Origin of the sequence: Streptococcus sp. 1343, assembly GCF_013277355.1 — a bacterium.
Classification (GTDB): Bacteria; Bacillota; Bacilli; order Lactobacillales; family Streptococcaceae; genus Streptococcus; species Streptococcus pseudopneumoniae.
In genome coordinates this window covers 13,849-37,146 of sequence record NZ_VMMT01000041.1, presented here as the reverse complement: position 1 = coordinate 37,146, position 23,298 = coordinate 13,849, and the positions used below count along the sequence as shown (strand labels likewise).

General features: G+C 39.9%; 21 protein-coding genes and 2 tRNA genes. 1 reads left to right on the top strand and 22 read right to left on the bottom strand.

The window, feature by feature from the left end:
- Positions 1–22: 22 nt before the first annotated feature.
- The 21 genes from sufC to parE form a co-directional block, all read right to left on the bottom strand.
- Positions 23–793 carry a Fe-S cluster assembly ATPase SufC gene (gene sufC, locus HT709_RS06515; RefSeq protein WP_000114489.1) on the bottom strand — a complete coding sequence of 257 codons (771 nt, stop codon included), beginning with the start codon at positions 791–793 and terminating at the stop codon, positions 23–25.
- A gap of 149 nt (positions 794–942) precedes the next feature.
- Entirely contained in the window at positions 943–1,137 is a 195-nt protein-coding gene (locus tag HT709_RS06510; RefSeq protein ID WP_001041547.1) for a DUF3272 domain-containing protein, read from the bottom strand.
- 27 nt (positions 1,138–1,164) lie between these two features.
- A complete protein-coding gene (gene dnaX / locus HT709_RS06505) occupies positions 1,165–2,820 on the bottom strand; it encodes a DNA polymerase III subunit gamma/tau (RefSeq protein WP_000283809.1) in 1,656 nt (551 codons plus the stop codon).
- A complete protein-coding gene (locus HT709_RS06500) occupies positions 2,820–3,317 on the bottom strand; it encodes a GAF domain-containing protein (protein ID WP_000920156.1) in 498 nt (165 codons plus the stop codon). Before HT709_RS06500 ends, dnaX begins: the two co-directional genes overlap by 1 nt.
- An 86-nt stretch (positions 3,318–3,403) precedes the next feature.
- Positions 3,404–4,606, bottom strand: coding sequence for a 30S ribosomal protein S1 (gene rpsA / locus HT709_RS06495; RefSeq protein ID WP_172925615.1), 1,203 nt, complete (start codon positions 4,604–4,606; stop codon positions 3,404–3,406).
- Between the two features lie 162 nt (positions 4,607–4,768).
- Positions 4,769–4,840, bottom strand: a tRNA-Gln gene (locus HT709_RS06490).
- A gap of 9 nt (positions 4,841–4,849) precedes the next feature.
- Positions 4,850–4,930 (bottom strand) — tRNA-Tyr (locus HT709_RS06485).
- 49 nt (positions 4,931–4,979) lie between these two features.
- On the bottom strand, positions 4,980–5,210 hold the full coding sequence (locus tag HT709_RS06480; RefSeq protein ID WP_000037111.1) for a DUF2969 domain-containing protein: 231 nt from the start codon (positions 5,208–5,210) through the stop codon (positions 4,980–4,982).
- Positions 5,211–5,377: 167 nt separating this feature from the next.
- Positions 5,378–6,022: a pyroglutamyl-peptidase I gene (pcp, locus tag HT709_RS06475; RefSeq protein ID WP_172925614.1), complete on the bottom strand. Its 645-nt coding sequence runs from the start codon at positions 6,020–6,022 to the stop codon at positions 5,378–5,380.
- Between the two features lie 14 nt (positions 6,023–6,036).
- Entirely contained in the window at positions 6,037–6,960 is a 924-nt protein-coding gene (locus HT709_RS06470; protein WP_138699985.1) for a DUF979 domain-containing protein, read from the bottom strand.
- Positions 6,957–7,646 carry a DUF969 domain-containing protein gene (locus HT709_RS06465; protein ID WP_000454773.1) on the bottom strand — a complete coding sequence of 230 codons (690 nt, stop codon included), beginning with the start codon at positions 7,644–7,646 and terminating at the stop codon, positions 6,957–6,959. Before HT709_RS06465 ends, HT709_RS06470 begins: the two co-directional genes overlap by 4 nt.
- Before the next feature lie 64 nt (positions 7,647–7,710).
- Complete coding sequence (locus HT709_RS06460; RefSeq protein WP_119919818.1) at positions 7,711–9,678, bottom strand: peptide ABC transporter substrate-binding protein; 1,968 nt, start codon at positions 9,676–9,678, stop codon at positions 7,711–7,713.
- 22 nt (positions 9,679–9,700) lie between these two features.
- Complete coding sequence (locus HT709_RS06455; RefSeq protein WP_119919817.1) at positions 9,701–10,723, bottom strand: branched-chain amino acid aminotransferase; 1,023 nt, start codon at positions 10,721–10,723, stop codon at positions 9,701–9,703.
- A 134-nt stretch (positions 10,724–10,857) separates the two neighbouring features.
- Positions 10,858–13,329, bottom strand: coding sequence for a DNA topoisomerase IV subunit A (gene parC, locus HT709_RS06450; RefSeq protein WP_138700245.1), 2,472 nt, complete (start codon positions 13,327–13,329; stop codon positions 10,858–10,860).
- A gap of 483 nt (positions 13,330–13,812) precedes the next feature.
- Positions 13,813–14,373, bottom strand: coding sequence for a GTP pyrophosphokinase (locus tag HT709_RS06445; RefSeq protein WP_138700244.1), 561 nt, complete (start codon positions 14,371–14,373; stop codon positions 13,813–13,815).
- Positions 14,374–14,402: 29 nt separating this feature from the next.
- Entirely contained in the window at positions 14,403–15,230 is an 828-nt protein-coding gene (locus tag HT709_RS06440) for an aminoglycoside 6-adenylyltransferase (protein WP_138700243.1), read from the bottom strand.
- A gap of 64 nt (positions 15,231–15,294) precedes the next feature.
- Entirely contained in the window at positions 15,295–15,897 is a 603-nt protein-coding gene (locus HT709_RS06435) for a Fic family protein (RefSeq protein ID WP_050261457.1), read from the bottom strand.
- Between the two features lie 12 nt (positions 15,898–15,909).
- On the bottom strand, positions 15,910–16,251 hold the full coding sequence (locus tag HT709_RS06430) for a hypothetical protein (RefSeq protein ID WP_000428283.1): 342 nt from the start codon (positions 16,249–16,251) through the stop codon (positions 15,910–15,912).
- A 149-nt stretch (positions 16,252–16,400) separates the two neighbouring features.
- Positions 16,401–17,522, bottom strand: a complete 1,122-nt coding sequence (locus HT709_RS11840) for a restriction endonuclease subunit S (protein WP_166731820.1) — start codon at positions 17,520–17,522, stop codon at positions 16,401–16,403.
- Positions 17,523–17,539: 17 nt separating this feature from the next.
- Positions 17,540–19,567: an N-6 DNA methylase gene (locus HT709_RS06420; protein ID WP_042758490.1), complete on the bottom strand. Its 2,028-nt coding sequence runs from the start codon at positions 19,565–19,567 to the stop codon at positions 17,540–17,542.
- A 14-nt stretch (positions 19,568–19,581) separates the two neighbouring features.
- Positions 19,582–21,525: a DNA topoisomerase IV subunit B gene (parE, locus tag HT709_RS06415; protein WP_138700241.1), complete on the bottom strand. Its 1,944-nt coding sequence runs from the start codon at positions 21,523–21,525 to the stop codon at positions 19,582–19,584.
- Positions 21,526–21,660: 135 nt separating this feature from the next.
- On the opposite strand from parE, the gene plsY reads away from it, so the two are divergent.
- Positions 21,661–22,302, top strand: coding sequence for a glycerol-3-phosphate 1-O-acyltransferase PlsY (gene plsY / locus HT709_RS06410; protein WP_138699558.1), 642 nt, complete (start codon positions 21,661–21,663; stop codon positions 22,300–22,302).
- Positions 22,303–22,340: 38 nt separating this feature from the next.
- On the opposite strand, the gene HT709_RS06405 is transcribed toward plsY, so the two are convergent.
- Complete coding sequence (locus HT709_RS06405) at positions 22,341–23,297, bottom strand: ABC transporter permease (protein ID WP_054388253.1); 957 nt, start codon at positions 23,295–23,297, stop codon at positions 22,341–22,343.
- Position 23,298: the final 1 nt, after the last annotated feature.

Sequence of the window (23,298 nt, the reverse complement as noted above, 5' to 3'; positions counted from 1 at the left end):
TCTCCTAAAAGATACGAGGAAATTACAATTCTTCCTTGTAGTCGTAGCCAAGTTCTTCAGCTAGTTTTGCGTATCCTTCACGTTCCAAACGCGCAGCCAATTCTGGACCACCAGAAAGGACAACACGCCCTTCCATCATCACGTGTACCACGTCTGGTGTGATATAGTTCAAAAGACGTTGGTAGTGAGTGATGATCATAGCACCAAAACCTTCACCACGCATGGCATTCACACCTTTAGAAACAACTTTAAGAGCGTCAATATCAAGACCAGAGTCAATCTCATCCAAAAGGGCAAAAGTTGGTTCCAACATCAAAAGTTGAAGAATTTCATTACGTTTTTTCTCACCACCAGAGAAACCTTCATTGAGATAACGTTCAGCCATTTCTTCTTTCATGTTGAGCAATTCCATTTTCTCGTCCAACTTAGTGATAAACTCACGAACTGAAATCTTTTCATCATCTTCTTTACCAGCATTCATAGCGGCACGAAGAAACTCAGCATTGGTAATTCCAGGAATTTCAGATGGGTATTGCATAGCAAGGAAAAGTCCCATACGCGCACGCTCATCTACTTCCAACTCAAGGATGTTTACGCCATCAAACAAAACTTCACCTTTGGTTACTTCATAGTTTGGATTTCCCATGATAGCGGCAGAAAGAGTCGATTTACCAGTACCATTTGGTCCCATGATAGCGGCGATTTCTCCTGTTTTCAGGGTCAGGTTAACCCCTTTTAAAATTTCTTTTCCTTCAATCTCAACGTGAAGATCTTTGATCTCTAATACTGACATGATAGTTCCTTTCTTTTTCAAGACTTTTACAGTACTTACTAGAAAAACGTCTGATTTCCCCAGAAATAGAGTAAAAGGTCTATAAATATACTTTTCTAGTATAACAAAAAAAAGCCTAAAAGGCTTTGATTTTGTCTGGAAGCTGAGGGCTAGTCTTTCCTATTAAAATGCTGATCGATGACATCAACGATTTTGCCCATCACATAACTGACTCGGAAATTTCTGAAGAGTAAAATTGCCCAAAAGGCTGCCATAATATAGCGACCAGTCATCCAAGCTTCATTGAAAAAATAGGTCTCAGCAGCTGTAAACAGCGCCATAATAATAAATTGTTGTTTATTCATAAACTTATTGTATCATGAAATCTTTCTTTAGTCTTCCTCTACCTTCACTTTATCAGCCAAAAATTCAAATCCTTCTGGAATCAGACTTTCTTCTGCTTCTTTTTCAGTTTGAGAAGATTTGGCTTTAGCTGAAAAGGCTGCGCGAACTTCTTTCCATTCCTCCATGGAAATGGCTAAAATCTCAGGTGAAAAACCTGCTGCCTGACTGAGAATGTTGCCAAACATAGTGTTGAGATTGTCTCGTTTCATGGTTTGACCAGCATTGAAGTTAGATTCAAAAGCAAGAATGGCATGGTGTTCATTGGCTGCAACCGGTTGAGAACCAACTAGTAGAGCCTTATCAGGACCTCCAAGACTTTCAATCACCTCTCCCCAGGCATTCTGCAAGCGAATCAGATTTTGACGTGCTAAATCAGGATTTTCGACAGCCTCTTGTAAGATAGATTGAACTTTATTGCGATCCACACGATAGACTGTCTTGCCTGTTGCTGGGCGACTAGGAGTTGGACTAGTTGGCTTGGGCACAGTTCCCACATTGGCGAGTTCTTGTTTGAGACGTGTCACTTCCTGTCTCAGTGCAGAAATTTCATGTTCAACTGCACCAGAAAGAGCTAGTTCAGGATTAATCTCCGCTAAACGAATAGTCATCATCTCAGCATAAATCTTGGGCTGCAAACTAGACTTAATATCTGCTAAACTCACTGTCGCTAAGCGAATCATTTCAAACAGATTTTCTTGAGGAAGTGCCAAATTTTCTACAAAGACTGGACTATGATGAGTATTTTCTCCCCCTGTTTGAACAATTAACAAGTCTCTTAAATAGTGCAAAAGATCGGTCACAAAACGAGTCATGCTCTTACCATTGTCAAAGAGAAGATTTAAGCAAGCTAATGCTTTGGGAACATCCTGCTGGGACAAGGCAGCCACATAATCATCTAAGGCTGATAGGCTAATAGTGCCAGTAATTTCTTCAGAGATGGCAGTCGTCAGCTCATTTCCCTGTGTCAAACTCAGGGCTTGATCCAAAATAGACAAGGCGTCTCGCATTCCACCTTCAGCCCGTCTGGCAATGATTTCCACAGCCTCTGGCTCAGAACTGATATTTTCTTTTTCTAAGATATAGCGGATATGTTCCTTAATATCCTGTGTTTTAATCGATTTAAATTCAAAACGTTGGACACGGGATAGAATAGTGGCAGGAATCTTGTGCAATTCAGTAGTAGCCAAAATAAAGACCACATTCTGTGTTGGCTCTTCCAACGTCTTTAGAAGGGCATTAAAAGCCCCTGTAGACAGCATGTGAACCTCATCTATGATGTAAACCTTATAACGAGCAAGGCTAGGCGCATAGGTAGATTTATCACGAATTTCGCGAATTTCATCCACCCCATTATTAGAGGCTGCATCCATTTCAATGACATCTTCTAAACTACCGTCCGTCACTGCCTGACAAATATAGCAGTTATTACAAGGTTCACCACCCACTTGATTGGGACAGTTCATAGCTTTGGCAAAAATCTTAGCTACACTGGTTTTTCCCGTTCCACGTGGACCAGAAAAAAGATAGGCATGACTTATTTTCTCTTGTTCTACTGCTTGTTTAAGAGTCTTAGCCACAACTTCTTGACCAACCAACTGGGAGAAGTTTTGACTTCTATATTTTCGATAAAGTGCTTGATACATTAAGATTTTTCCCCAAACATTGTAAAGTCCCATGCTGTCTTTTCAAGCAAAATAGCGACAAATTGTTCCAAATAATCTCGATCCATTGCATCGTAATCCTCAATCTCTGAAGAATCCAGATCCAGAACTCCAAGTAGTTGGCCATTCTTTATCATCGGCACCACAATTTCACTTTTAGCTAGACTATCACAAGAAATATAGTTGGGATAGGTCCTTACATCACCAACCAGGACTGTTTCCTGCAACTCAGCAGCTTCACCACATACGCCCTTGCCTAGTGCAATACGGATACAGGAAACACCTCCTTGGAAGGGACCTAAAACCAATTCCTTTCCATCGAACAAATAAAAACCTGCAAATACGGTATTAGGAAAACGTGATTTTATGAGAGCACTGGCGTTGGAAAGATTAGCCAAAACATTGGTTTCGCCTTCCAATAGGAAGGACAATTCTTCATTTAACATTTGATAACGTGATTGTTTTTCTGATTTTAACATAGAACTATTATATCAAAAAAGGAGCAGAGACAAAAGAAAAAATCCCTTGTTTAGTAAACAAAGGATTTTGTGAATTTTCAATTTGATTAAAGTTCGATATCACCAAACAAATCAGCCATTGAAAATCCTGTTTGTGTTTCTGGAAGTTCGAAATCACGCTTCTCTTGACGTCTTGGACGACGTGGACGAGCAGCACGTTTTTCTTCTTTTTGTCCTTCTTCTTGAGCTGGACGTTCTTCAAGAGCTTTAATAGAAAGTGATACACGCTCTGCATCTGCGTTAACTTCAAGAACTTTAACTTGAACTTCTTGACCAACTTTAAGAGCTTCTTTTGGATTTTCAATACGTTTGTGTGAAATTTGTGATACGTGAACAAGTCCATCGATACCTGGCAATACTTCAACAAATGTACCGAAGTCAGTCAAACGTTTAACTGTTCCTTCTACTACATCACCTTTAGCCAATTTTTGCTCAACACCATCCCATGGTCCTGGTACTGTTGCTTTAAGTGAAAGTGATACACGTCCTTCTTCTTCGTTAAGATCAAGGATTTTCACTTCAATTTCTTCACCAACAGTTACAACTGATTTTGGTGAAACGTTACGTTCATGTGACAATTCAGTCAAGTGAACCAATCCGTCAACACCACCAAGGTCGATGAAAGCACCGAAACTTGTGATACGAGCAACTTTACCAGTTACAACATCACCAACAGCAAATTTACCAAATACTTCAGCGCGAGCTGCTGCTGTAGCTGCTTCAACAACTTCACGACGTGAAAGGATGAAGCGGTTTTCTTTAGCATCAACTTCTTTGATTTTAGCGTCAAATTCTTGACCTACAAAACGCTCAGTGTTACGTACGAAACGAGTATCCAACATTGAAGCTGGGATAAATCCACGAACACCTTCAAATTCTACTGAAAGTCCACCTTTAACGGCACGAGTTCCTTTAACAGTAACAACTTCTTCTTCGCGACCAACAAGTTTGTCCCATGCTTTGCGAGCTTCAAGGCGTTTTTTAGATACAAGGTATGTAACTGTATCAGTATCTTTACCAACTACTTGACGAAGTACAAGAACATCCAATACTTCTCCTACTTTAACAAAGTCATTGATATCTGCATCGCGATCGTTTGTCAATTCGCGAAGAGTCAAGACACCTTCAACACCAGTTCCAGAGATTGCAACGTTAGCTTGAGTCGCATCAACTGTCAATACTTCAGCACTAACAACATCACCAGTCTCAACTTGGCTAACGCTATTTAGCAAATCTTCAAATTCGTTCATCTAAAAAATCCTCCAACAATCAAGTTTTTTCTTAAACTTGACATACTTATAATTTTTTTCCTAAGCACTCGCAAGGACATGTTCATATCGTTCACGTCTTTCAATTATAAAAATAAAATACCCTAAGATATTTTGCTTTTTATCTTGATTATTACCTAAGAACTGGGGTAGCTGGATTCGAACCAACGCATGAGGGAGTCAAAGTCCCTTGCCTTACCGCTTGGCTATACCCCATTGATGAAATGGAGAGAGAGGGATTCGAACCCCCGAACCCGAAGGAGCGGATTTACAGTCCGCCGCGTTTAGCCTCTTCGCTATCTCTCCTACAATCAACATGGACTATTATATCATGAAAATTTCAAAAAAACAAGACTTATTTTGCTAAATTATAATTTTCAATCAAAATTTCCACAGCTTTTTCCAATTTTTTATAAAAACTATCGACATTCCCATTCTTTATGATGGCAAATTGTCCCTCTAATTCGGCAATTTCTCCGATAACTTTTTTACCAATGATCAAGGTATAGCCTTCAAAACTGTCTTTTCCTACATTAACTTTGGCATCTGCTACTTGAATTTCGATTTTTTTATCTTTCTTACTCATTTCATACCTCTCTTCACTTTTTCTATTGTACAAGAAAATCCTAAAACTAGCAAGAAAAAACTCTATATCAGGCTTGTCTGATATAGAGTTTTATGTAAACAACCTCAATCGATTTAGCATAGCTAATAGTTAGTAAACAAGCATAATTGACTATCCTTTTTAGGTTATCAGTGAGTCTCACCACCTACTAACTGCAAATCCTTATCTTTGTAGTCTACAATAGCTTCAATAGCTACCTCTATGCCTCTTACAATATCGCATAGACTCATTCCTGCAGTATTCGGCTTATTTACTACTTGTTCCATCATATATGGAATATGCATGAAACCTGCTCTCATATTAGGGAATTTTTTATCCACTAAATAAAGAGCTTGGTACATCAAATGATTGCAAACAAAGGTTCCTGCACTATTGGACACAACTGCTGGAAGTCCCTGTTTTTTAATAGCTTGTACCATCGCTTTGACAGGTAAACTACTAAAATAGGCCGATGCTCCATCAATACGAATCGGTGTATCAATTGGTTGATTGCCTTCGTTATCAGGTATGCGAGCATCATCTTGATTAATAGCCACTCGTTCAGGTGTTAAGCCGGTCCTGCCGCCTGCTTGTCCAATACAAAGTACAGCATCTGGTTGATATCGTAATATTTCTGCCTCTAAAACTTCTGACGACTTATAAAAAACCGTTGGAATTTCTACCCAGCGAACTTCGGCCCCATTAATCTCAGATGGTAATAATTTTACAGCCTCCAAAGCTGGATTAATCTTTTCACCTCCAAAAGGATTAAAACCTGTAACCAATATTTTCATTTTATTTTCCTTTACTAAAATGCGAGAAAGTACATTAAGAATATGTGAATAACAATCATTACTAGAGCAACACCTGCTTGAGCCTTTATAACGCCATTCTGATCTTTCATATCCATCAATGCTGCTGGTAGAGCGTTAAAATTAGCAGCCATTGGGGTCAATAAGGTCCCACAATAACCTGCTGTCATGGCAAGAGCACCAGCCACAATTGGATTAGCTCCTAGAGCAAATACAAAGGGAACTCCAACACCTGCTGTAATAACGGTGAATGCTGCAAAAGCATTTCCCATAATCATTGTGAATAGAACCATTCCAAGAACATAGGCCAAAACTCCTATAAAGCGACTATCTGAAGGAACAATACCGCTAATCAGATGAGAGATAACATCACCAACACCTGCTACAGTAAAAATAGCCCCCAAAGCCCCTAATAATTGGGGAACAATCCCACTTGTTGAAACTTGCTGAGTCATTCGATTATTTTCTGATAACAAACTCTTAGGGTGACTATTGGTAATCACAAGAACAGAAATTGTAGCAAATAAGGCGGCAAGGCTAATCGAAATCTTGCTAAATTCTGGAATCATTTGCGCTAAGACCAACGCAAGTATTGCCATCAGCATAACTGGAATAAAAATTTTATTTTTCAATCTGTTAGATTCAATATTGGCTTTCATTTCATCTAAGGATGGCAAGGTTCCGATACGGACTTGCTTAAACAATGTTAACAGCGATAATAGGATTACAATAATACCAATACTCATATTTGGCATATAGGAACCACCTATAAACGTAATAGCCAATAGAGTCCAAAATGCAGATGTCCCAAGTCGAACTGGGTTTGTTTTATCTTTATAACTACAATAGGCTGTATGGAGAAATTGACAACCAATCACAATATAGGTCAACTCTAATAGTTGCTTTGCCAACTCTGTCATTTTTGTTCTCCTCCCCTAGTCTTTTCTGATGTCAATTTTTTATCAAATAAATAATTATAAATCCCCACTACAATAAGTGTTATAACAGCAACAATAATAGATGCAGAAGCAATCCCTGCATAATTGCTTTCATAGCCTAACTGATCTAATGTTCCCCCTATCAAGAGGACTCCCCCAGCACCTACAAACGTATTTTGAGCAAAGAAATTTCCAAAATTTTCATTCGCAGCTGCACGCGCTTTTATTGTCTCATCTTCAACCTCTGTTAACTTTCTACCTAATTGAGACTCTGCTGCTGCTTCTCCCATAGGTTGAACCAAAGGTCTGACAAACTGAGGGTGTCCTCCTAGACGAATTGAAAAGAAACCAGCTAACTCTCGAATAAAGAAATAAACTGTATAGAAGTTTCCAACTGTCAGACCTTTAATCTTTCGAATCAAATCAATTGATCGTTGCTTGAGTCCAAAGGTTTCTGACAGCCCCACAAGAGGCAAGGTAACCATAAAAATCGTGAGCACTCGCTGATTGCTAAATTCTTTTCCCAAAATCTCCAAAAATTCAACAAGAGAAACACCTGAAACTAAAGCTGTAACCAAACCAGCTAAGACTACTGTTGCAATTGTATCAAACTTTAAAATAAAACCCACAACAATGATTGCTATTCCTATTAGCTTAATCCACTCCATATCAAACTCCTTTATATTCAAAATGACAGTATTTTTTAAATTTTATCAAGAGCAATACCATTCCTTATTTAATATGCTTTTCTAGTTCTTTTTGGTATTTGCTATTGGATTCCAATTTTTCTTTTTGCCATTTTTTAAGAGCTTCGTCATATTCTTTTGTTGTAACAATATCTTTTTGCAATTTCATTCCTTTAAAGATATATGGATCCCCCTTAATACCAACTTGTGAGTATGGTTTTGAGAATGGTACTACGTTACTTACAACTGGAGAACCACCAGATGAAGCTGTTGGCATCAATAATGAACTATCTGTCAACCAAGCTTGAGCTTTGGCATATTTTTCATATCTCTTCTCTAGGTCAGTGGTCTCAGAAACAGCATCTTCTAACAACTTCTTATATTGATCCAAACCAAGTTTAGCGACAACATCCTTATCTTTTCCTTTCGTAATACCAAGGTGTTTCATGGCAGAACCAGATTTTGGATCCATAATATTCAAGTAAGACGCTGGATCTTGATAGCTTGGAGCCCATCCTGTACTGTTCAAATCATAGTCTTTTTGAGAAGGAACACGCGCTTGTGATGTAATCGTTTCTTTTTCATTATCTGTCATTTGAAGCACATCGATGACAACATTTTCAGCACCAAGAGTTGATTCAATAGACTGTTTGAAAGAGTTGCTTTGTTGAACGGCGATAGTATCTGTTTGTTCAACTGGGACATCCAAGTGAATTGGGAAGGTTACCCCTTTAGATTCCAAGTCTTTCTTAGCTTTTTCGAAAGCAACTTTAGCCTTGTCAGGGTTGTAGATAGAATCCTTACCGTCAACTAGCTCAACACCTTTCCATTGGTCACCATAGTTCACCAACTCTGCTTGGGCGATTTGACCAAAGTTCTTACCACCTGCTTGTACGAAGTTATATGGAACAAGGCTGTTACGAATAATCTTGTCCGCACCATCTTCACCGTTTAGCTGGGCAGCATACGAATGACGGTTGAAGGCAAAGTTGATAGCCTGACGGAAATCCTTATTGAGCATCGCTTCTTTTGTAGAAGTCTTTTGCTCTTCGCTTGTTTTCGCAGTTTTATTGTATGACTGACGATTTACGTTAAAAGTAAAGTAATAACTACTTGAGTCCTGTGGGCTATAAGTGATTTTATCTCCGTATTGTTCCAAAGTTGAAGCAAAGTTTGAGCTGCTTGGGAAGAGACGGGCTGTCGTATAAGCACCAGAGGAGAAGCTACGGATCAAAGACTCCTGATCTGAACCATCGTAGTAGGTCAATTTAATCTTCTCAATTTTAACATTTTCTTTATCCCAGTAATTTGGATTTTTTTCATATTCAATCAAAGATTTAGAAGTCAATGTTTTTAAGAAATAAGGTCCATTGTAGAGAATCCCTGCTGGGCTAACCTCTCCGTAATTCTTTCCAGATGCCTTTAAAAACTCTTCATTTACAGGCAACATCGTCGCTGTTGTAACTTTTGAATTCCAGAAACTTTCTGGCGCATTCAATGTATACTCAACTGTGTAGTCATCCAAAGCTTTAACACCAACTGTAGAGAAATCATTGGTTTCACCAGTCATATAGGCGTCCAAGCCTTTGATTGAATTTTGGATGAGAGAGACACCGTCTGACTTACCATCAGCCACGTGTTTTAGTCCTGTCACAAAGTCATGGGCTGTTACTTCTGCGTATTCTTCGCCTTCTGATGTGTACCATTTCACTCCTTTACGAAGTTTATAGGTATAAGTCAATCCATCTTTTGAGACAGACCAATCCTCAGCCAAAGAAGGAATAACATTACCATATTTATCATTTTCCATCAAACCATCAACGACATTCCCGATAATATCTGTTGTGGATGTACGCGTTGCTATGCTGTAGTCCAAGGATGCTGGATCCACTGCATAGACATAAGAAAATGTTGTCGGAGCATCTGCTTCTTTATCAGCTTTTCCACAGGCTGCTAAAAGAGCTGTTGTGCTTAGGATAAGTCCTGTTGTTAAAATCCACTTTTTCGATTTCATAAAAATATCCTTTAATATATTTTTAATCTACTTTTACAATCCAACCTTCTGGCGCTGGAATATCACCAAACTGAATACCAGTCAATTCATCATAGAGTTTACGAGTCACAGGGCCAACTTCTGTTTCACTATAGAAAACATGGAAATCATTACCGTGTTGAATACCTCCAATTGGAGAAATAACCGCTGCTGTACCACAGGCACCAGCCTCTACAAAACAATCCAGGTTATCAATTGGGACATCTCCTTCAATAGGAGTTAAGCCCAAGCGGTGTTCTGCCAAATAAAGCAAGGAATACTTGGTAATAGATGGCAAGATAGATGGACTCAATGGTGTTACAAATTCATTATCAGCTGTAATTCCAAAGAAGTTAGCTGATCCGACTTCTTCAATCTTTGTATGAGTTGATGGGTCCAGATAGATAACATCTGAGAAATGGCGTGTTTTAGCCAATTTCCCTGGCAAGAGACTGGCAGCATAGTTTCCACCAACCTTAGCCGCACCTGTACCATTTGGAGCTGCACGGTCGTATTCATCCTGAATCAAGAAGTTGGTTGGGACCAAACCACCCTTAAAGTAATTTCCAACTGGCATAGCAAAGATGGTGAAAATGTACTCTTCTGCCGGTTTTACCCCGATAATATCTCCGATACCAATCAAAAGAGGGCGAAGATAGAGGGTTCCACCTGTTCCGTATGGTGGTACGTATTCTTCATTGGCGCGGACAACTGCTTTACAAGCTTCTACAAACATGTCTGTTGGAACTTGTGGCATCAAGAGACGGTCACATGTCCGTTGCAGGCGTTTGGCATTTTCATCAGGACGGAACAGTTGAATACTGCCATCCTTAGTACGATAAGCTTTCAAACCTTCAAATGCTTGTTGACCATAGTGAAGACTTGGAGAAGACTCTGAAATATGCAAAGTTGCATCCTCTGTAAGCTCTCCTTGATTCCATTGTCCATTTTTAAAATGAGCAATATAGCGATAAGGTAATTTCATATAGGAGAAACCAAGGTTTTCCCAATCAATCGTTACTGTCATATTCCACTCCTTATTCTAAAAACCTATTTCTTATATTCTACACTATTTTTCTAAAATAGCAAGTATATTTTGTAATTTTCAGAAAATTTCTTCAATAAAAAGAAACAGCTCTTAGAACTGATTCTTCATTTCACTTATTTATCTTCAGTAAATACTTCCTGAAGATAAGCATCAAAAACTTCTTCATCTGAAATCGTGTCAGAGATGAAGCTACCGTTACTTGTTCGTTCTGACAAGTTCAAGTCTTGTAATCGACTTTGATAGATTGTTCCTTTATTGGATTGGACAAGCAGAATTTGATCGTTCCCGTCCACTTCTATACTGAAGAGGTCACCAACGAAACCTTGCTCTGCAACCGCTCCTGCCAAGAAGACACGGTGCGGTTTGTTTTTCAACTCACGCAAGACTTGTAAACCTCGTTTGGCACGGCTAGTTGCTGGAATTTCGTCAATAGAAACACGTTTTAAACTTCCACGCTGGGTCAAAAGGTAGAAAGAAGACATATTGCAGATAAAGGCAGCTTGAAGCGCATCATCTGCTTTCAGGTTTATAGCTTTGACACCTGCAGCCTTGGCACCGACAACCGGAACCTCTTCGATATTGAAACGCAGGGCATAACCGTTTTGACTAATCAAGACAACATCATCCAGTTTAATCGGAGCCACTGCTACAATCTGGTCTGTCTCGTCTTTGAGCTTAGCATACTTAACTGACTTAGACTTGTAGGTCCGCCACGGAGTGAATTCTTTTCGTTCTACACGCTTGATTTGACCGAGACGAGTCGCTGCAAAATAAGTTGTCGCATCATCAAACTGATCCACGACTTCCACATAAAGGATTTCTTCATTCGTTTCAAAGTTTGTAATGGTCTGGCTCAGATGCTCTCCGATGTCCTTCCAACGAATATCTGCTAATTCATGGATTGGTCGATAAATGACATTTCCAAAGGTCGTGAACATCAAAAGATGCTGGGTGGTCTTGGCAGATTGAATAAAAATCAAACGGTCATCATCACGTTTGCCAATTTCTTCCAGCGTTGAAGCCGCAAAGGAACGTGGGCTGGTACGCTTGATATAACCTGCCTTGGTCACGCTGACATAGGTATCCTCCTCAGCAATCAAACTAGCTGTATCAATCTCGATTGCTTTCGCAGTGTCTTCTAAAGTACTCAAACGTGGAGTCGCAAATTTCTTTTTGACCTCACGGAGTTCTTTCTTCATGAGATTGTACATGGTACGTTCATCACTGATAATCGCCGCAAGCATAGCAATCTTTTCACGAAGTTCTGCTTCTTCTTCCTGTAAGACAACCACATCGGTATTGGTCAAACGGTACAGTTGCAAGGTTACGATAGCCTCAGCCTGTTCTTCTGTAAAATCATAGCTGATTTTGAGGTTTTCCTTGGCGTCAGCCTTATTCTCAGAAGCACGGATAAGGGCAATGACTTCATCCAAAATCGAAATCACGCGAATCAAACCTTCGACGATATGGAGACGTTTCTCAGCCTTTTCCTTGTCAAAGCGGGAACGCGCCAAAATCACTTCACGACGGTGGGCGATGTAGCTAGACAGGATTGGAACAATCCCAACCTGACGAGGTGTAAAATTATCAATCGCCACCATGTTGAAGTTGTAGTTGATTTGTAGGTCAGTGTACTTAAAAAAATAATTGAGAACAAGCTCCGTATTGGCGTCTTTTTTGAGCTCAATCGCGATACGAAGACCGTCACGGTCAGACTCATCACGAACCTCAGCAATCCCAGCCACCTTATTATTGACACGAACATCATCGATTTTCTTGACCAGATTGGCCTTGTTGATTTCATAAGGAATCTCAGTGATAACGATTTGTTCCTTACCACCTTTTAGCTTTTCAATCTCAGTCTTGGAACGAACAACCACGCGCCCTTTCCCAGTTTCATAGGCCTTCTTGATTTCATCACGACCCTGGATAATCCCTCCAGTCGGGAAGTCTGGTCCAGGCAAGAATTCCATGAGTTTGTCCACCTTGGCAGTTGGATGATCAATCATGTAAACCGCCGCATCAATAACCTCAGCCAAATTATGGGGAGGAATGTCTGTGGCATAACCAGCTGAAATACCAGTAGATCCATTTACCAAGAGGTTTGGAAAGGCAGCTGGCAGGACAGTTGGTTCTTTCTCGGTATCGTCAAAGTTCCAAGCAAAAGGAACGGTCTTTTTCTCGATGTCTTGAAGAAGGTAGCCAGCAATCTCAGACAAACGCGCCTCAGTATAACGCATAGCCGCAGGTGGATCTCCGTCCATTGAGCCGTTGTTACCGTGCATTTCGACCAAAATCTCACGGTTTTTCCAGTCCTGTGACATACGAACCATGGCATCATAGATAGAAGAATCCCCGTGTGGGTGGAAATTCCCCATGATGTTCCCGACTGACTTGGCCGACTTACGGTAGCTCTTGTCAAAAGTATTGCTATCCTTATTCATAGAATAAAGAATACGGCGCTGAACCGGCTTCAACCCATCACGAATATCTGGCAAAGCCCGGTCTTGAATAATGTACTTGGAGTAGCGACCAAAGCGCTCTCCCATGATGTCCTCCAGGGACATATTTTGAATGTTACTCATATAGGATACAGAGCCCGTAAAATATCAAGTGAAAATAGAAGATTCTTGAAGTAAGCAAGCTCACCAGAGAATTTATCTTTTTCACGCATCATTTAGGGCGTGTTCAACTCCTTTCAAAGAATATAGAGTAGGTTTTTACAGAAAAGATGTTCAGTTAAGATATAAAGGGACGATTTGGATTACCAAAAATGTCTGTAGAAAAATAGAAAATCGATGTAAGGCTCGATGAAGTCAAGACGATTTGACTTTTTTCCGAATAAAATTAGTCCCGTGTTCAGTTACTACAAATAACCAAACGACCCTTTCTGTAGTTTAATGTGTTTAAAATTTGTTGCTTCAGTGAGTAATAAGGAGTTTTCACACAGTATTTAGGGCGTGTTCAACTCCTTTCGAAGAATGTAGAGTAAATACTATGGAAAAAGAAAAAATATAGAGTAAGTGAATTTCATCCAATTCCTGTATCGTCATTTCCACTTGAAATGTCTACTCCACAAATCCTCGTTTATACTTGATATGACTGGTGATATTGCTATCTACATCTTTCTTATCCCAAAGTTGGAGTTCCCATGGGTAGTAAAAATTACTTTTATTTTTAAAATAGATATGAATGCCAACATAGCCATCTTTATCACGTAAATACCAGTTTTTTAATCCGTACAGCTCTTGCCAATCATCTAATTTATCCATGACTTGAGCTATCTCTTTGGAACTTAAAATCATACGAGCACCAAAAATATCATTAAGAATGGAATTCACAGGATAGCCCTCTTGACGCTCGGAAAAACGTGTAATTTTATCTAAAATAGACTCAGAAGTTTTGACACGATAAACATAGGCAATATCTTGGACATCCGCTTTCATCAGATAGTCATTAATTGACTCATGTAAATTCAGACGGTAGGCCAAAATCGCTTTCGTCGGAACTTTTGAAAAGGTATGCTTGAGATTGATTTTTTCCACCTTACCCGTTTCAAAATAATCTTTAGAATATTCTCGATGAATACGATTAATCTCTGTAATGAGGCGTTCCACTTTTTCAATCATGAGTCTTCTCCTCTCGCTTTTTCATTTTTCTAGTTATTCCCAAACTTCTTCACTCTTTCTTCAGCATACTCAATCATCTTCTCCGCCACTTCCTTATCGTAGTAAAAGCCCAGCTTTTGAGCAAGAGATTGAGCTTCTTTGTGGAAAAGTTGCATCGTGGCAAACAAAGAATGAGTGATTTTGTCTAAACTGGAGAAATCAAGTAAATTTAAGAACTTCTTTTCTTTCTCAGCAGGTAAATAGTTAAAGAGATACTTGTAGTTCTTACCGATGTCAACTTTTCCCCTATCACTTACCACTTGCCAAGCCATTACCTTCAAGAGTGCTTGTTGGCAAATACCGTAGAGATGGTAAGTCGCGTAGATGACTTGCTTACGACAGATTCCTTTAACCACGTAGGCCGATACCCACCAAAATTCATTGCAGGATTTTACAAAATTCGTTTCAGTAGCTGGGCTTGTCCAGTAACGCTCTAGATTTTGAGAATAGGGTTCAAATAAATGTTCTGGATCTTCTAAAACAGTGAATCCTGCCTCACTATCCACCCACTCTTGGATGTGGTTTTTGGGGCAGAGAGTCAAATCAATACGATTACCATCTTCAAAGAGCATGAGATAAAGACGACGATGGTCAAGAACAACCTCTTGCTCTATAATTCGTTCTCCGAAATAGGCCAACCAAGAAAGGTCACTCGTCAGATTATCCAAATCATCCACAATATAGACCACGTCATAGTCTTGCAATTCATCTTTTGAGGCTTTTGTATCAGTCCGTGAACCAGACATGGCGATAGCTTTAACTTGTAAAGTTTTGGCAGTTTGTAAAATCAGATCTAGCATTTCTGTTTCAATTCTCATGTCAGCACCTTCTCATTTTATAGGTTACCAAGCGTCTGATTCTTCTTACTGGATAGTTTTTATACTATAATTCCCCTGTCTTGTAAAGACTGTATCCTTCGTAGTAGTATGAAGCATCTACTCTCTTAAAGAAACTGGTCTGAGTAAGGTCATCCGTCAAGTTATTGAGGAGCAAATACTTGAGTTCTCCAGTCGATACTGCACTACGCTTCATGGCATTCAGGTATTCATCCTTATCTATAGCATTCCAGTCTACCACTTTGCCCAGTTTCTGACGAAGCATACAATCTAGCCAAATCCGCATTGCGCGTCCATTCCCCTCACGGAAAGGATGGGCAATATTCATATCCGCATACTTATCAACTACTTGATCAAAATTATCATGAGGAAGTTTGTCAATATACTGCAAGGATTGCTCTAAAAAAATACGGGGGGCAAATTGAAAGTTATCCTTTGCAATATTGACATCACGGATTTTTCCAGCGAAATCATAGATACCTGAAAAAAGATAGTGGTGAATAGCTGACAGCCCTGCAAATGTCCCAACTTCCATCTTGAACAAGTCTCCTGTCTGAAAAAGCAGGGCGGCTTGTTTTTTTGTCAGTTTTTCTTCTGCATCTGCCAGCTGGGCTGAGTTTGTAATGCCTAGTTTATTTTCCAATACCATATCTTCCCCTTATTAACGCCATTTTGTATAGAAAACAGGGTGCCCTTTAGCAATATGTTCTTTCAGTTCATCTGGCAACTTAAACTCTACAATGTCTGTAGTAACCCTTGGTAAGTAAGCAAAATCTCCGTTGAGTCCGCTAAAATAGAAACCATTTTCCTTAGCCTCTTTGTCCAATGAAAATATCACTTTTGGAATAAAATACTCATAATCAGGCTCTCTATTACAAATCATATTTCTTACATCCAAAATAGATGTTTTCGCATCCAACACATCAAGTACTTTCCCATACTCTGCATGACTTATTTTGAACAATCTAATCTTTGCAGCTCCTTTAGGTTTCTTATTCTCCATTTACTGGATCCTCCTTCTTACTTTTTTCAATGTAAACTTTTTGTAAGGTGTAAATAAATAGCTATTATCAAAACTCAACTTGTCCTTTTTAGGGAAAAACTGCCTAAAAATTAGGACAGCTACTCCCTAAAAAGGACAGATATACTGAACTATCTTGCTACTACTTCCTTAGTCGCAGCAATTTTTTTGTCAGCCCAGATGACTAAATCCTTGATAACTAATTTCTCCACTGCTCGAACAAAGTCAGACATAAATGTATAGTCGATTTGATTATTTTTGATAGGAAGCTTAACATCTGTCTCTTTTAATACTTTTTCATTAAAAGAGCTACTTCCCCAACTAAATGTAGAGAAACTCTTTCTTAATGAAGTAATTAAATAAAGAGCTTTATACCTATCCAATTCTACTTCTTTAGTGCGCAATACCTTAATTTTATCTCCTGTGAAATAGGGTTCTTTTTGATAAAACATCGTTGCCGTATCTTGACCAAAACTAATTGTGTTGGCAGGATTGAGAAATTCTTCACTCTCTGTAATATAACCTCGAATCCCATTGTTACTATCTCCACGAGCTACATAAGGAAACTTTCCTCCAAACTCAATCATATTTGCATTGAATTTCTTTTTACTACTGGATAAGTTAAAGACCTGAGAAAGTTGGAATACCTCCGACTCCTCTACTCTACTCTTAGTATCGGAAAGTTTTGCAAACTTGTCAAGTACTTTTTCATCATTTTTTGTAAGATGATAATCCCTAAGATTTGTTACAGTTAGATAAGACTCGAGCGTCTCGATGCGTTCAGACTCGAGCGCTTTGATGTAGCTTTCCATGTATGAAAATGCTAATTTGTTATTGAGAGTTGGAAGTTTAACTAGGAGGTCATGAGATTTAGAAGAGCGTAGCTTATTTCCAAAATCAAATTTACCAACTAAAGATTTTTGAATTGAAGATGATAAAAATAACATGGAGTGTTCACTATACTCTTCGTCATTCCAGTAGACACCCACATCATCTGATGCGCTAAATTCATAATTTCGATAAAAAACATTTCCAAAAATATCAATAGTCAGAGAATTTTTTGGAAAAATAGTCATCTTATTCCCAATATGTCTAACGACACCCGTATTAGTCACTCCTGCCATCACAAATGGTAAAAGGCCATCTATCTGATCTGCTTTCGTTAGACGGGAACCCTGAACAATATTACCAAATAAATCTCCTATCCGATACTCTCTCCACTCGCCCCCACTTGCTTCAAATTCCTCTTCCAATTTTTGAAGGCGAGGGCTTAGGCTTTTTTTGAGCTATCTTCCCCCTTGTTTTTCAGGAGTTGTTCCACTTCCCAAGCTAAGTAGTCAGTAACAGTCTTTTTAAAATCATCCAAGGTTGGTTTTGTATCAATGATCTGGTGCTGTTCGAAATTCCAATCATTACCCTTGTCAGTGATAAAGTCCTCAATAAAGATAGCATCTAAATCCCAAAGTTCTTTACTCACTTCCGCTCTCTTTCCAGCCTTATAAATTTTAATCACATCTTGGTAACGCTGGATAGGATTATCAACCTCTGAAATACCTCGCTTAGCACGTTTAAAACCGTCATTTCTAAAGTCAATAAATTTAACCGTCTGGTCGTAATCGTGTGCCTCATGAGCCTTAAAAATGTAGATAGAAGTCTGGACTCCTGCCATGGGAACAAAAAGGTCAACAGGCATTTTGATAGAAGCAAGTAGGGTATGCTTTTTCAAAATAGCTTTAGCTGTCTTTGTTGCCTTACCAGAACCAGCACTATCTTGAATGATAATGGCACCTAGGCCACCACGCTCCATCTTATCCAAACCATAGGCTATAAAAGGAAGACCATTTTCTTCATAAGAGAAAGGGGGATTCAGCAAGACACGATTAGCTTTAAAATCCGTAAACAGACTCTCAGGACGATTGAATGCAGAACCTTTTTCAATTCGACTAGATCCATCTCCACGAAGAATCATATTGGTTGTCGCTAAGGTATACATCTCTGCATTAAGTTCTATTCCTAGCAGGTTATCTTTCTTGAGCTTCGCAATCTCCTCGTTGGCTCGAGAAGTCCCCTTCCCAAAACTGATATTTGCATGATCTATCATCAACTCCATCGCTGAAATGAGGAAACCAGCTGAACCAGTCGCCAAATCCATAACCTTGCTCTCACTTGTTATCCCCAGAATTTGCGCCATCATTTTGGTAACATAAGGAGGGGTCAGAACAATACCAATTTCTTTTCCATCTCCCAAAGCATACTTTAGAAATTCGGAGTACATCTCCCCCATAATATCGATATGTCCACCCAAACCATCAATGGACTTGAAAATATTCTCATAGATAAAAGTGAAGATTTGCTTGGTAACAGAATTTTCCTTTTGAGGGAGAAGTTGTGCTACTTCTTTGTCATTGGTAATCAACTCGTCACGCTGGCTATCTTTGGAAATTTCTCCAAAAGAAGCCAACATGAGAGTTTTCTTATCTTCATTGATTTCACGTTCATCTAGGAAAGCCTTGATTTGATCAACAACTTTCTTACCATCACGCTTGGTTTCAGACTGCACACCTTTTAAATCGTCAGGTATTAAGCCCTCATCAACCTTTTTGCCCTTACAATCTACGATATCCTGCATAGATAATAGCATACCAGACACATAAAGCACCCGTTGAGGAGCTGTGATATTATGGTTGTGCATCAATTTATTGAGCTTTTTAGCATAGCCTTGCAAGGTCGCTTGACTATCAATCAGAATTTGGTGTTTTTCTTCTTCGCTCAAAACAGCATCTTTGTAGAATATCTCAAAGGTGGACTCATTTTCCAAAAAATCAAAAGTCGTTACCTTTGATAGCTCTTTATAGGCATTAGGAGCAGAACCAAAGACATAATAAACTTTGATAGTCACATTTTCTTCGTTATCACCTGCAACACCAACTGCGACGGCTTCATGATATTTACCACTATCAATAACTGCCCTCGCATAATGCAAAACCCCATTCACCGCAAAATCACTAATTGATTTATCATCAAACTTAATACCGTCCTTTGTTTGAGCAACTAGCTTAGATAATTTGAGTTTGTTTTCAATCAAGATAGGAACTTGTTTGTATTTTTCAATATGAAAATCTGGTTTTCCAAAATTAGTCTTAGTTTGCGTCTTAGCCGCTCCCTTAAGCGCCTCTTTGAGATAAGCACTCATAGCAGATTCTTCATTATAATCCTGCAATTTTTTCAAACCAAGATTTTCAAACTGCTTTTTCACATAGTCATTCACATCCGACTCTAATTTCCAGTTTACTAACATATTATTTTCTTTCATTAAAACACTGTCGCTTCTTCCAGCGTAAACTTGACATTATCCTCAATCCATTTACGGCGTGGTTCGACCTTGTCTCCCATGAGAACATTGACGCGACGTTCGGCGCGGGCTAGGTCTTCGATGGTGACACGGATGAGGGTACGAGTTTCTGGGTTCATGGTTGTTTCCCAGAGTTGGTCTGCATTCATCTCACCAAGACCTTTGTAGCGTTGGAGGGTAGCACCTTTACCGAACTGTTTGCGGAGTTCTTCTAGTTCTCCGTCTGTCCATACGTAGGCTACTTCTTCTTTCTTGCCTTTGCCTTTGGACATCTTGTAAAGAGGTGGGAGGGCAATATAGACATGGCCTGCCTCAACTAACGGACGCATGTAACGGTAGAAAAATGTCAAGAGCAAGGTCTGGATATGGGCACCGTCTGTATCCGCATCGGTCATGATAATGATCTTGTCATAGTTGGCATCTTCAATAGAGAAGTCAGCCCCCACACCAGCACCGATGGTATAAATCATAGTGTTGATTTCCTCATTTTTGAGAATATCCGCCATCTTGGCTTTAGCTGTATTGATAACCTTACCACGAAGGGGCAAGATTGCCTGAAACTTGCGGTCACGGCCTTGTTTGGCAGAACCACCGGCAGAGTCACCCTCGACTAGATAGAGTTCATTTTTTGCAGGATTCTTGGACTGAGCTGGGGTCAATTTCCCAGATAATAAGCCCTTGTCTTTTTTATTTTTCTTGCCATTTCGGCTCTCATCACGCGCCTTACGAGCCGCTTCACGAGCATCACGGGCCTTAATAGCCTTGCGAATGAGGTTAGAAGCCAATTCTCCATTTTCCATGAGGAAGAAGGTCAACTTATCCGCCACAATGCCATCCACAACCGGACGGGCAAGAGGGCTTCCTAGCTTGTCCTTGGTCTGACCTTCAAACTGGAGGTGTTCTTCAGGAACCAAGATAGAAAGAACAGCTGCTAACCCTTCACGGTAATCTGACCCTTCAAGGTTTTTATCTTTTTCCTTGAGAAGCCCCGTCTTACGCGCATAGTCATTCATAACCTTAGTGATAGCAGATTTGAGTCCTGTCTCATGCGTTCCGCCGTCCTTGGTACGAACGTTATTGACAAAGGACAAGATGTTATCTGAAAATCCATCATTGTACTGAAGAGCTACTTCCACTTGGAAACCATTATCTTCCCCCTCAAAGTACAGAACCGGTGTCAAGGTTTCCTTGTCTTCGTTTAGATAAGAAACAAAGTCCTGTACCCCGTTCTCATAGTGGAACTCAATCGCTTCATCTGTTCGCTTGTCCGTCAAGGACAAGGTCACATTTTTCAAGAGAAAGGCTGACTCATTGAGACGTTCTGAAATGGTATTGTACTTGAAATCTGTCGTAGAAAAGATACCGGCATCTGGCATGAAGGTAACCTTGGTACCTGTCTTAGACTTTGGTGCTGTACCAATTTTCTTCAAGGTCGTGACAGGTTTGCCACCATTTTCAAAACGTTGCTTGTAGATTGCACCATCACGGGTGATTTCAACCTCCAGCCAACTAGATAGGGCATTAACAACGGAAGAACCCACCCCGTGAAGTCCACCTGATGTCTTATAACCACCTTGACCGAATTTTCCTCCGGCATGAAGGATGGTAAAGATAACCTCAACAGTTGGAATTCCCATAGCATGCATACCTGTCGGCATCCCACGTCCGTGGTCTTGAACCGTTAAACTGCCATCTTTATTGATGGTGACATCAATACGGTCACCAAATCCAGACAAGGCCTCATCGACAGCATTGTCGACGATTTCCCAGACGAGGTGGTGGAGACCAGCACCATCGGTCGATCCGATATACATCCCTGGACGTTTTCGGACCGCATCCAACCCTTCTAGCACCTGAATGGCATCATCATTATAATTGTTAATATTGATTTCCTTTTTTGACACAAGGAACCTCCTATTCGTTCATCTTTACTATTCTACAGGTTTTCCAAGGATTTTGCAAAACTTTTCTTTCTCCGCTGTGACAATTTCAGAAGAGATTCTCTGCCTTTCTTTTCCATTTCATGATATAATAGGAGTATGATTACAATAGTTTTATTAATCCTAGCCTATCTGCTGGGTTCGATTCCGTCTGGTCTCTGGATTGGACAAGTATTCTTTCAAATCAATCTGCGTGAACATGGTTCTGGTAACACAGGAACGACCAATACTTTCCGCATTTTAGGAAAGAAAGCGGGAATGGCAACCTTTGTGATTGACTTTTTCAAAGGAACCCTAGCAACACTGCTTCCGATTATGTTTCATCTGCAAGGTGTTTCGCCTCTTATCTTTGGACTTTTGGCTGTCATTGGACATACCTTCCCTATCTTTGCAGGATTTAAGGGTGGCAAGGCTGTTGCAACCAGTGCTGGTGTGATTTTCGGATTTGCACCTGTCTTCTGTCTCTACCTTGCAGTTGTTTTCTTTGGAACCCTCTATCTTGGTAGTATGATTTCGCTATCTAGTGTCACAGCATCTATCGCGGCTGTCATCGGAGTTCTACTCTTTCCACTTTTTGGTTTTATCCTGAGCAATTATGATCCTCTATTCATCACTATTATCCTAGCACTGGCTAGTTTGATTATCATTCGGCATAAGGATAATATCACACGTATCCAGAATAAGACTGAAAATCTTGTTCCTTGGGGATTAAACTTAACCCATCAACATCCTAAAAAATAAAACGCCAGTTTAAACAGAACTGACGTTTTTTTGTATGCTTACTTTGATTTGATATAGTTGATACCATCTGCTTTTGGTGCAACTGCTTTTCCAAAGAAGGCTGCCAAGACAAGAATGGTCAAAACATAAGGTGCGATTTGAAGGTAAACCGCAGGCACTCCTTGTAGGAATGGCAATTGAGAACCGATAACAGCCAAACTTTGTGAAAGTCCAAAGAAAAGACTAGAAAGCATGGCTCCGATTGGATTCCATTTTCCGAAAATCATCGCAGCAAGGGCGATAAATCCAGGTCCAACAATAGTTGTCACTGAGAAGTTAACTGAGATTGATTGAGCATAAATCGCTCCGCCAATTCCACCTAGGAAACCTGAAATAATAACCCCTAAATATCTCATCTTGTAGACATTGATTCCCAAGGTATCCGATGCTTGAGGATGTTCACCGACAGAGCGGAGACGAAGACCAAATCGAGTCTTGAAGAGGATAAACCAAGCAAGGAATGAGAAGGCAATGGCCAGATAACCAAGAAGACTAGTTGACTTGAAGAAGATATCACCAATCACTGGGATATTTGCCAAGACTGGGAAATCAAAGCGTCCAAAAGTCTGACTTAGGTTGTCGGTTTGTCCTTTGTTATAAAGAACTTTCACCAAGAAAACAGCCAAGGCAGGCGCCATCAAGTTCAATACCGTACCGCTGACAACATGGTCTGCACGGAAATGAACCGTCGCTGCTGCGTGGATGATAGAGAAAAGGCCTCCAACCAATCCTGCAACTAGCAAAGATAGCCATGGAGTTGCTGCTCCAAATTGTTCTGCAAATTCAAGGTTAAAGACAACTCCAGAAAAGGCACCCATAACCATAATTCCTTCAAGGCCGACGTTTACCACACCACCACGTTCAGAGAAAACACCGCCAATACTTGTAAAGATGAGGGGTGCTGAGTAAATCAGCATAGAAGACACCAAGAGGGTGAGCAAGGTTGTAATAGACATC

Excerpts from the sequence above, each read along its gene's own strand:
- sufC (WP_000114489.1), bottom strand. The coding sequence starts at position 793 with ATGTCAGTATTAGAGATCAAAGATCTTCACGTTGAGATTGAAGGAAAA.
- HT709_RS06510 (WP_001041547.1), bottom strand. The coding sequence starts at position 1,137 with ATGAATAAACAACAATTTATTATTATGGCGCTGTTTACAGCTGCTGAG.
- dnaX (WP_000283809.1), bottom strand. The coding sequence starts at position 2,820 with ATGTATCAAGCACTTTATCGAAAATATAGAAGTCAAAACTTCTCCCAG.
- HT709_RS06500 (WP_000920156.1), bottom strand. The coding sequence starts at position 3,317 with ATGTTAAAATCAGAAAAACAATCACGTTATCAAATGTTAAATGAAGAA.
- rpsA (WP_172925615.1), bottom strand. The coding sequence starts at position 4,606 with ATGAACGAATTTGAAGATTTGCTAAATAGCGTTAGCCAAGTTGAGACT.
- HT709_RS06480 (WP_000037111.1), bottom strand. The coding sequence starts at position 5,210 with ATGAGTAAGAAAGATAAAAAAATCGAAATTCAAGTAGCAGATGCCAAA.
- pcp (WP_172925614.1), bottom strand. The coding sequence starts at position 6,022 with ATGAAAATATTGGTTACAGGTTTTAATCCTTTTGGAGGTGAAAAGATT.
- HT709_RS06470 (WP_138699985.1), bottom strand. The coding sequence starts at position 6,960 with ATGACAGAGTTGGCAAAGCAACTATTAGAGTTGACCTATATTGTGATT.
- HT709_RS06465 (WP_000454773.1), bottom strand. The coding sequence starts at position 7,646 with ATGGAGTGGATTAAGCTAATAGGAATAGCAATCATTGTTGTGGGTTTT.
- HT709_RS06460 (WP_119919818.1), bottom strand. The coding sequence starts at position 9,678 with ATGAAATCGAAAAAGTGGATTTTAACAACAGGACTTATCCTAAGCACA.
- HT709_RS06455 (WP_119919817.1), bottom strand. The coding sequence starts at position 10,723 with ATGACAGTAACGATTGATTGGGAAAACCTTGGTTTCTCCTATATGAAA.
- parC (WP_138700245.1), bottom strand. The coding sequence starts at position 13,329 with ATGAGTAACATTCAAAATATGTCCCTGGAGGACATCATGGGAGAGCGC.
- HT709_RS06445 (WP_138700244.1), bottom strand. The coding sequence starts at position 14,373 with ATGATTGAAAAAGTGGAACGCCTCATTACAGAGATTAATCGTATTCAT.
- HT709_RS06440 (WP_138700243.1), bottom strand. The coding sequence starts at position 15,230 with ATGAGAATTGAAACAGAAATGCTAGATCTGATTTTACAAACTGCCAAA.
- HT709_RS06435 (WP_050261457.1), bottom strand. The coding sequence starts at position 15,897 with ATGGTATTGGAAAATAAACTAGGCATTACAAACTCAGCCCAGCTGGCA.
- HT709_RS06430 (WP_000428283.1), bottom strand. The coding sequence starts at position 16,251 with ATGGAGAATAAGAAACCTAAAGGAGCTGCAAAGATTAGATTGTTCAAA.
- HT709_RS06420 (WP_042758490.1), bottom strand. The coding sequence starts at position 19,567 with ATGTTAGTAAACTGGAAATTAGAGTCGGATGTGAATGACTATGTGAAA.
- plsY (WP_138699558.1), top strand. The coding sequence starts at position 21,661 with ATGATTACAATAGTTTTATTAATCCTAGCCTATCTGCTGGGTTCGATT.
- HT709_RS06405 (WP_054388253.1), bottom strand. The coding sequence starts at position 23,297 with ATGTCTATTACAACCTTGCTCACCCTCTTGGTGTCTTCTATGCTGATT.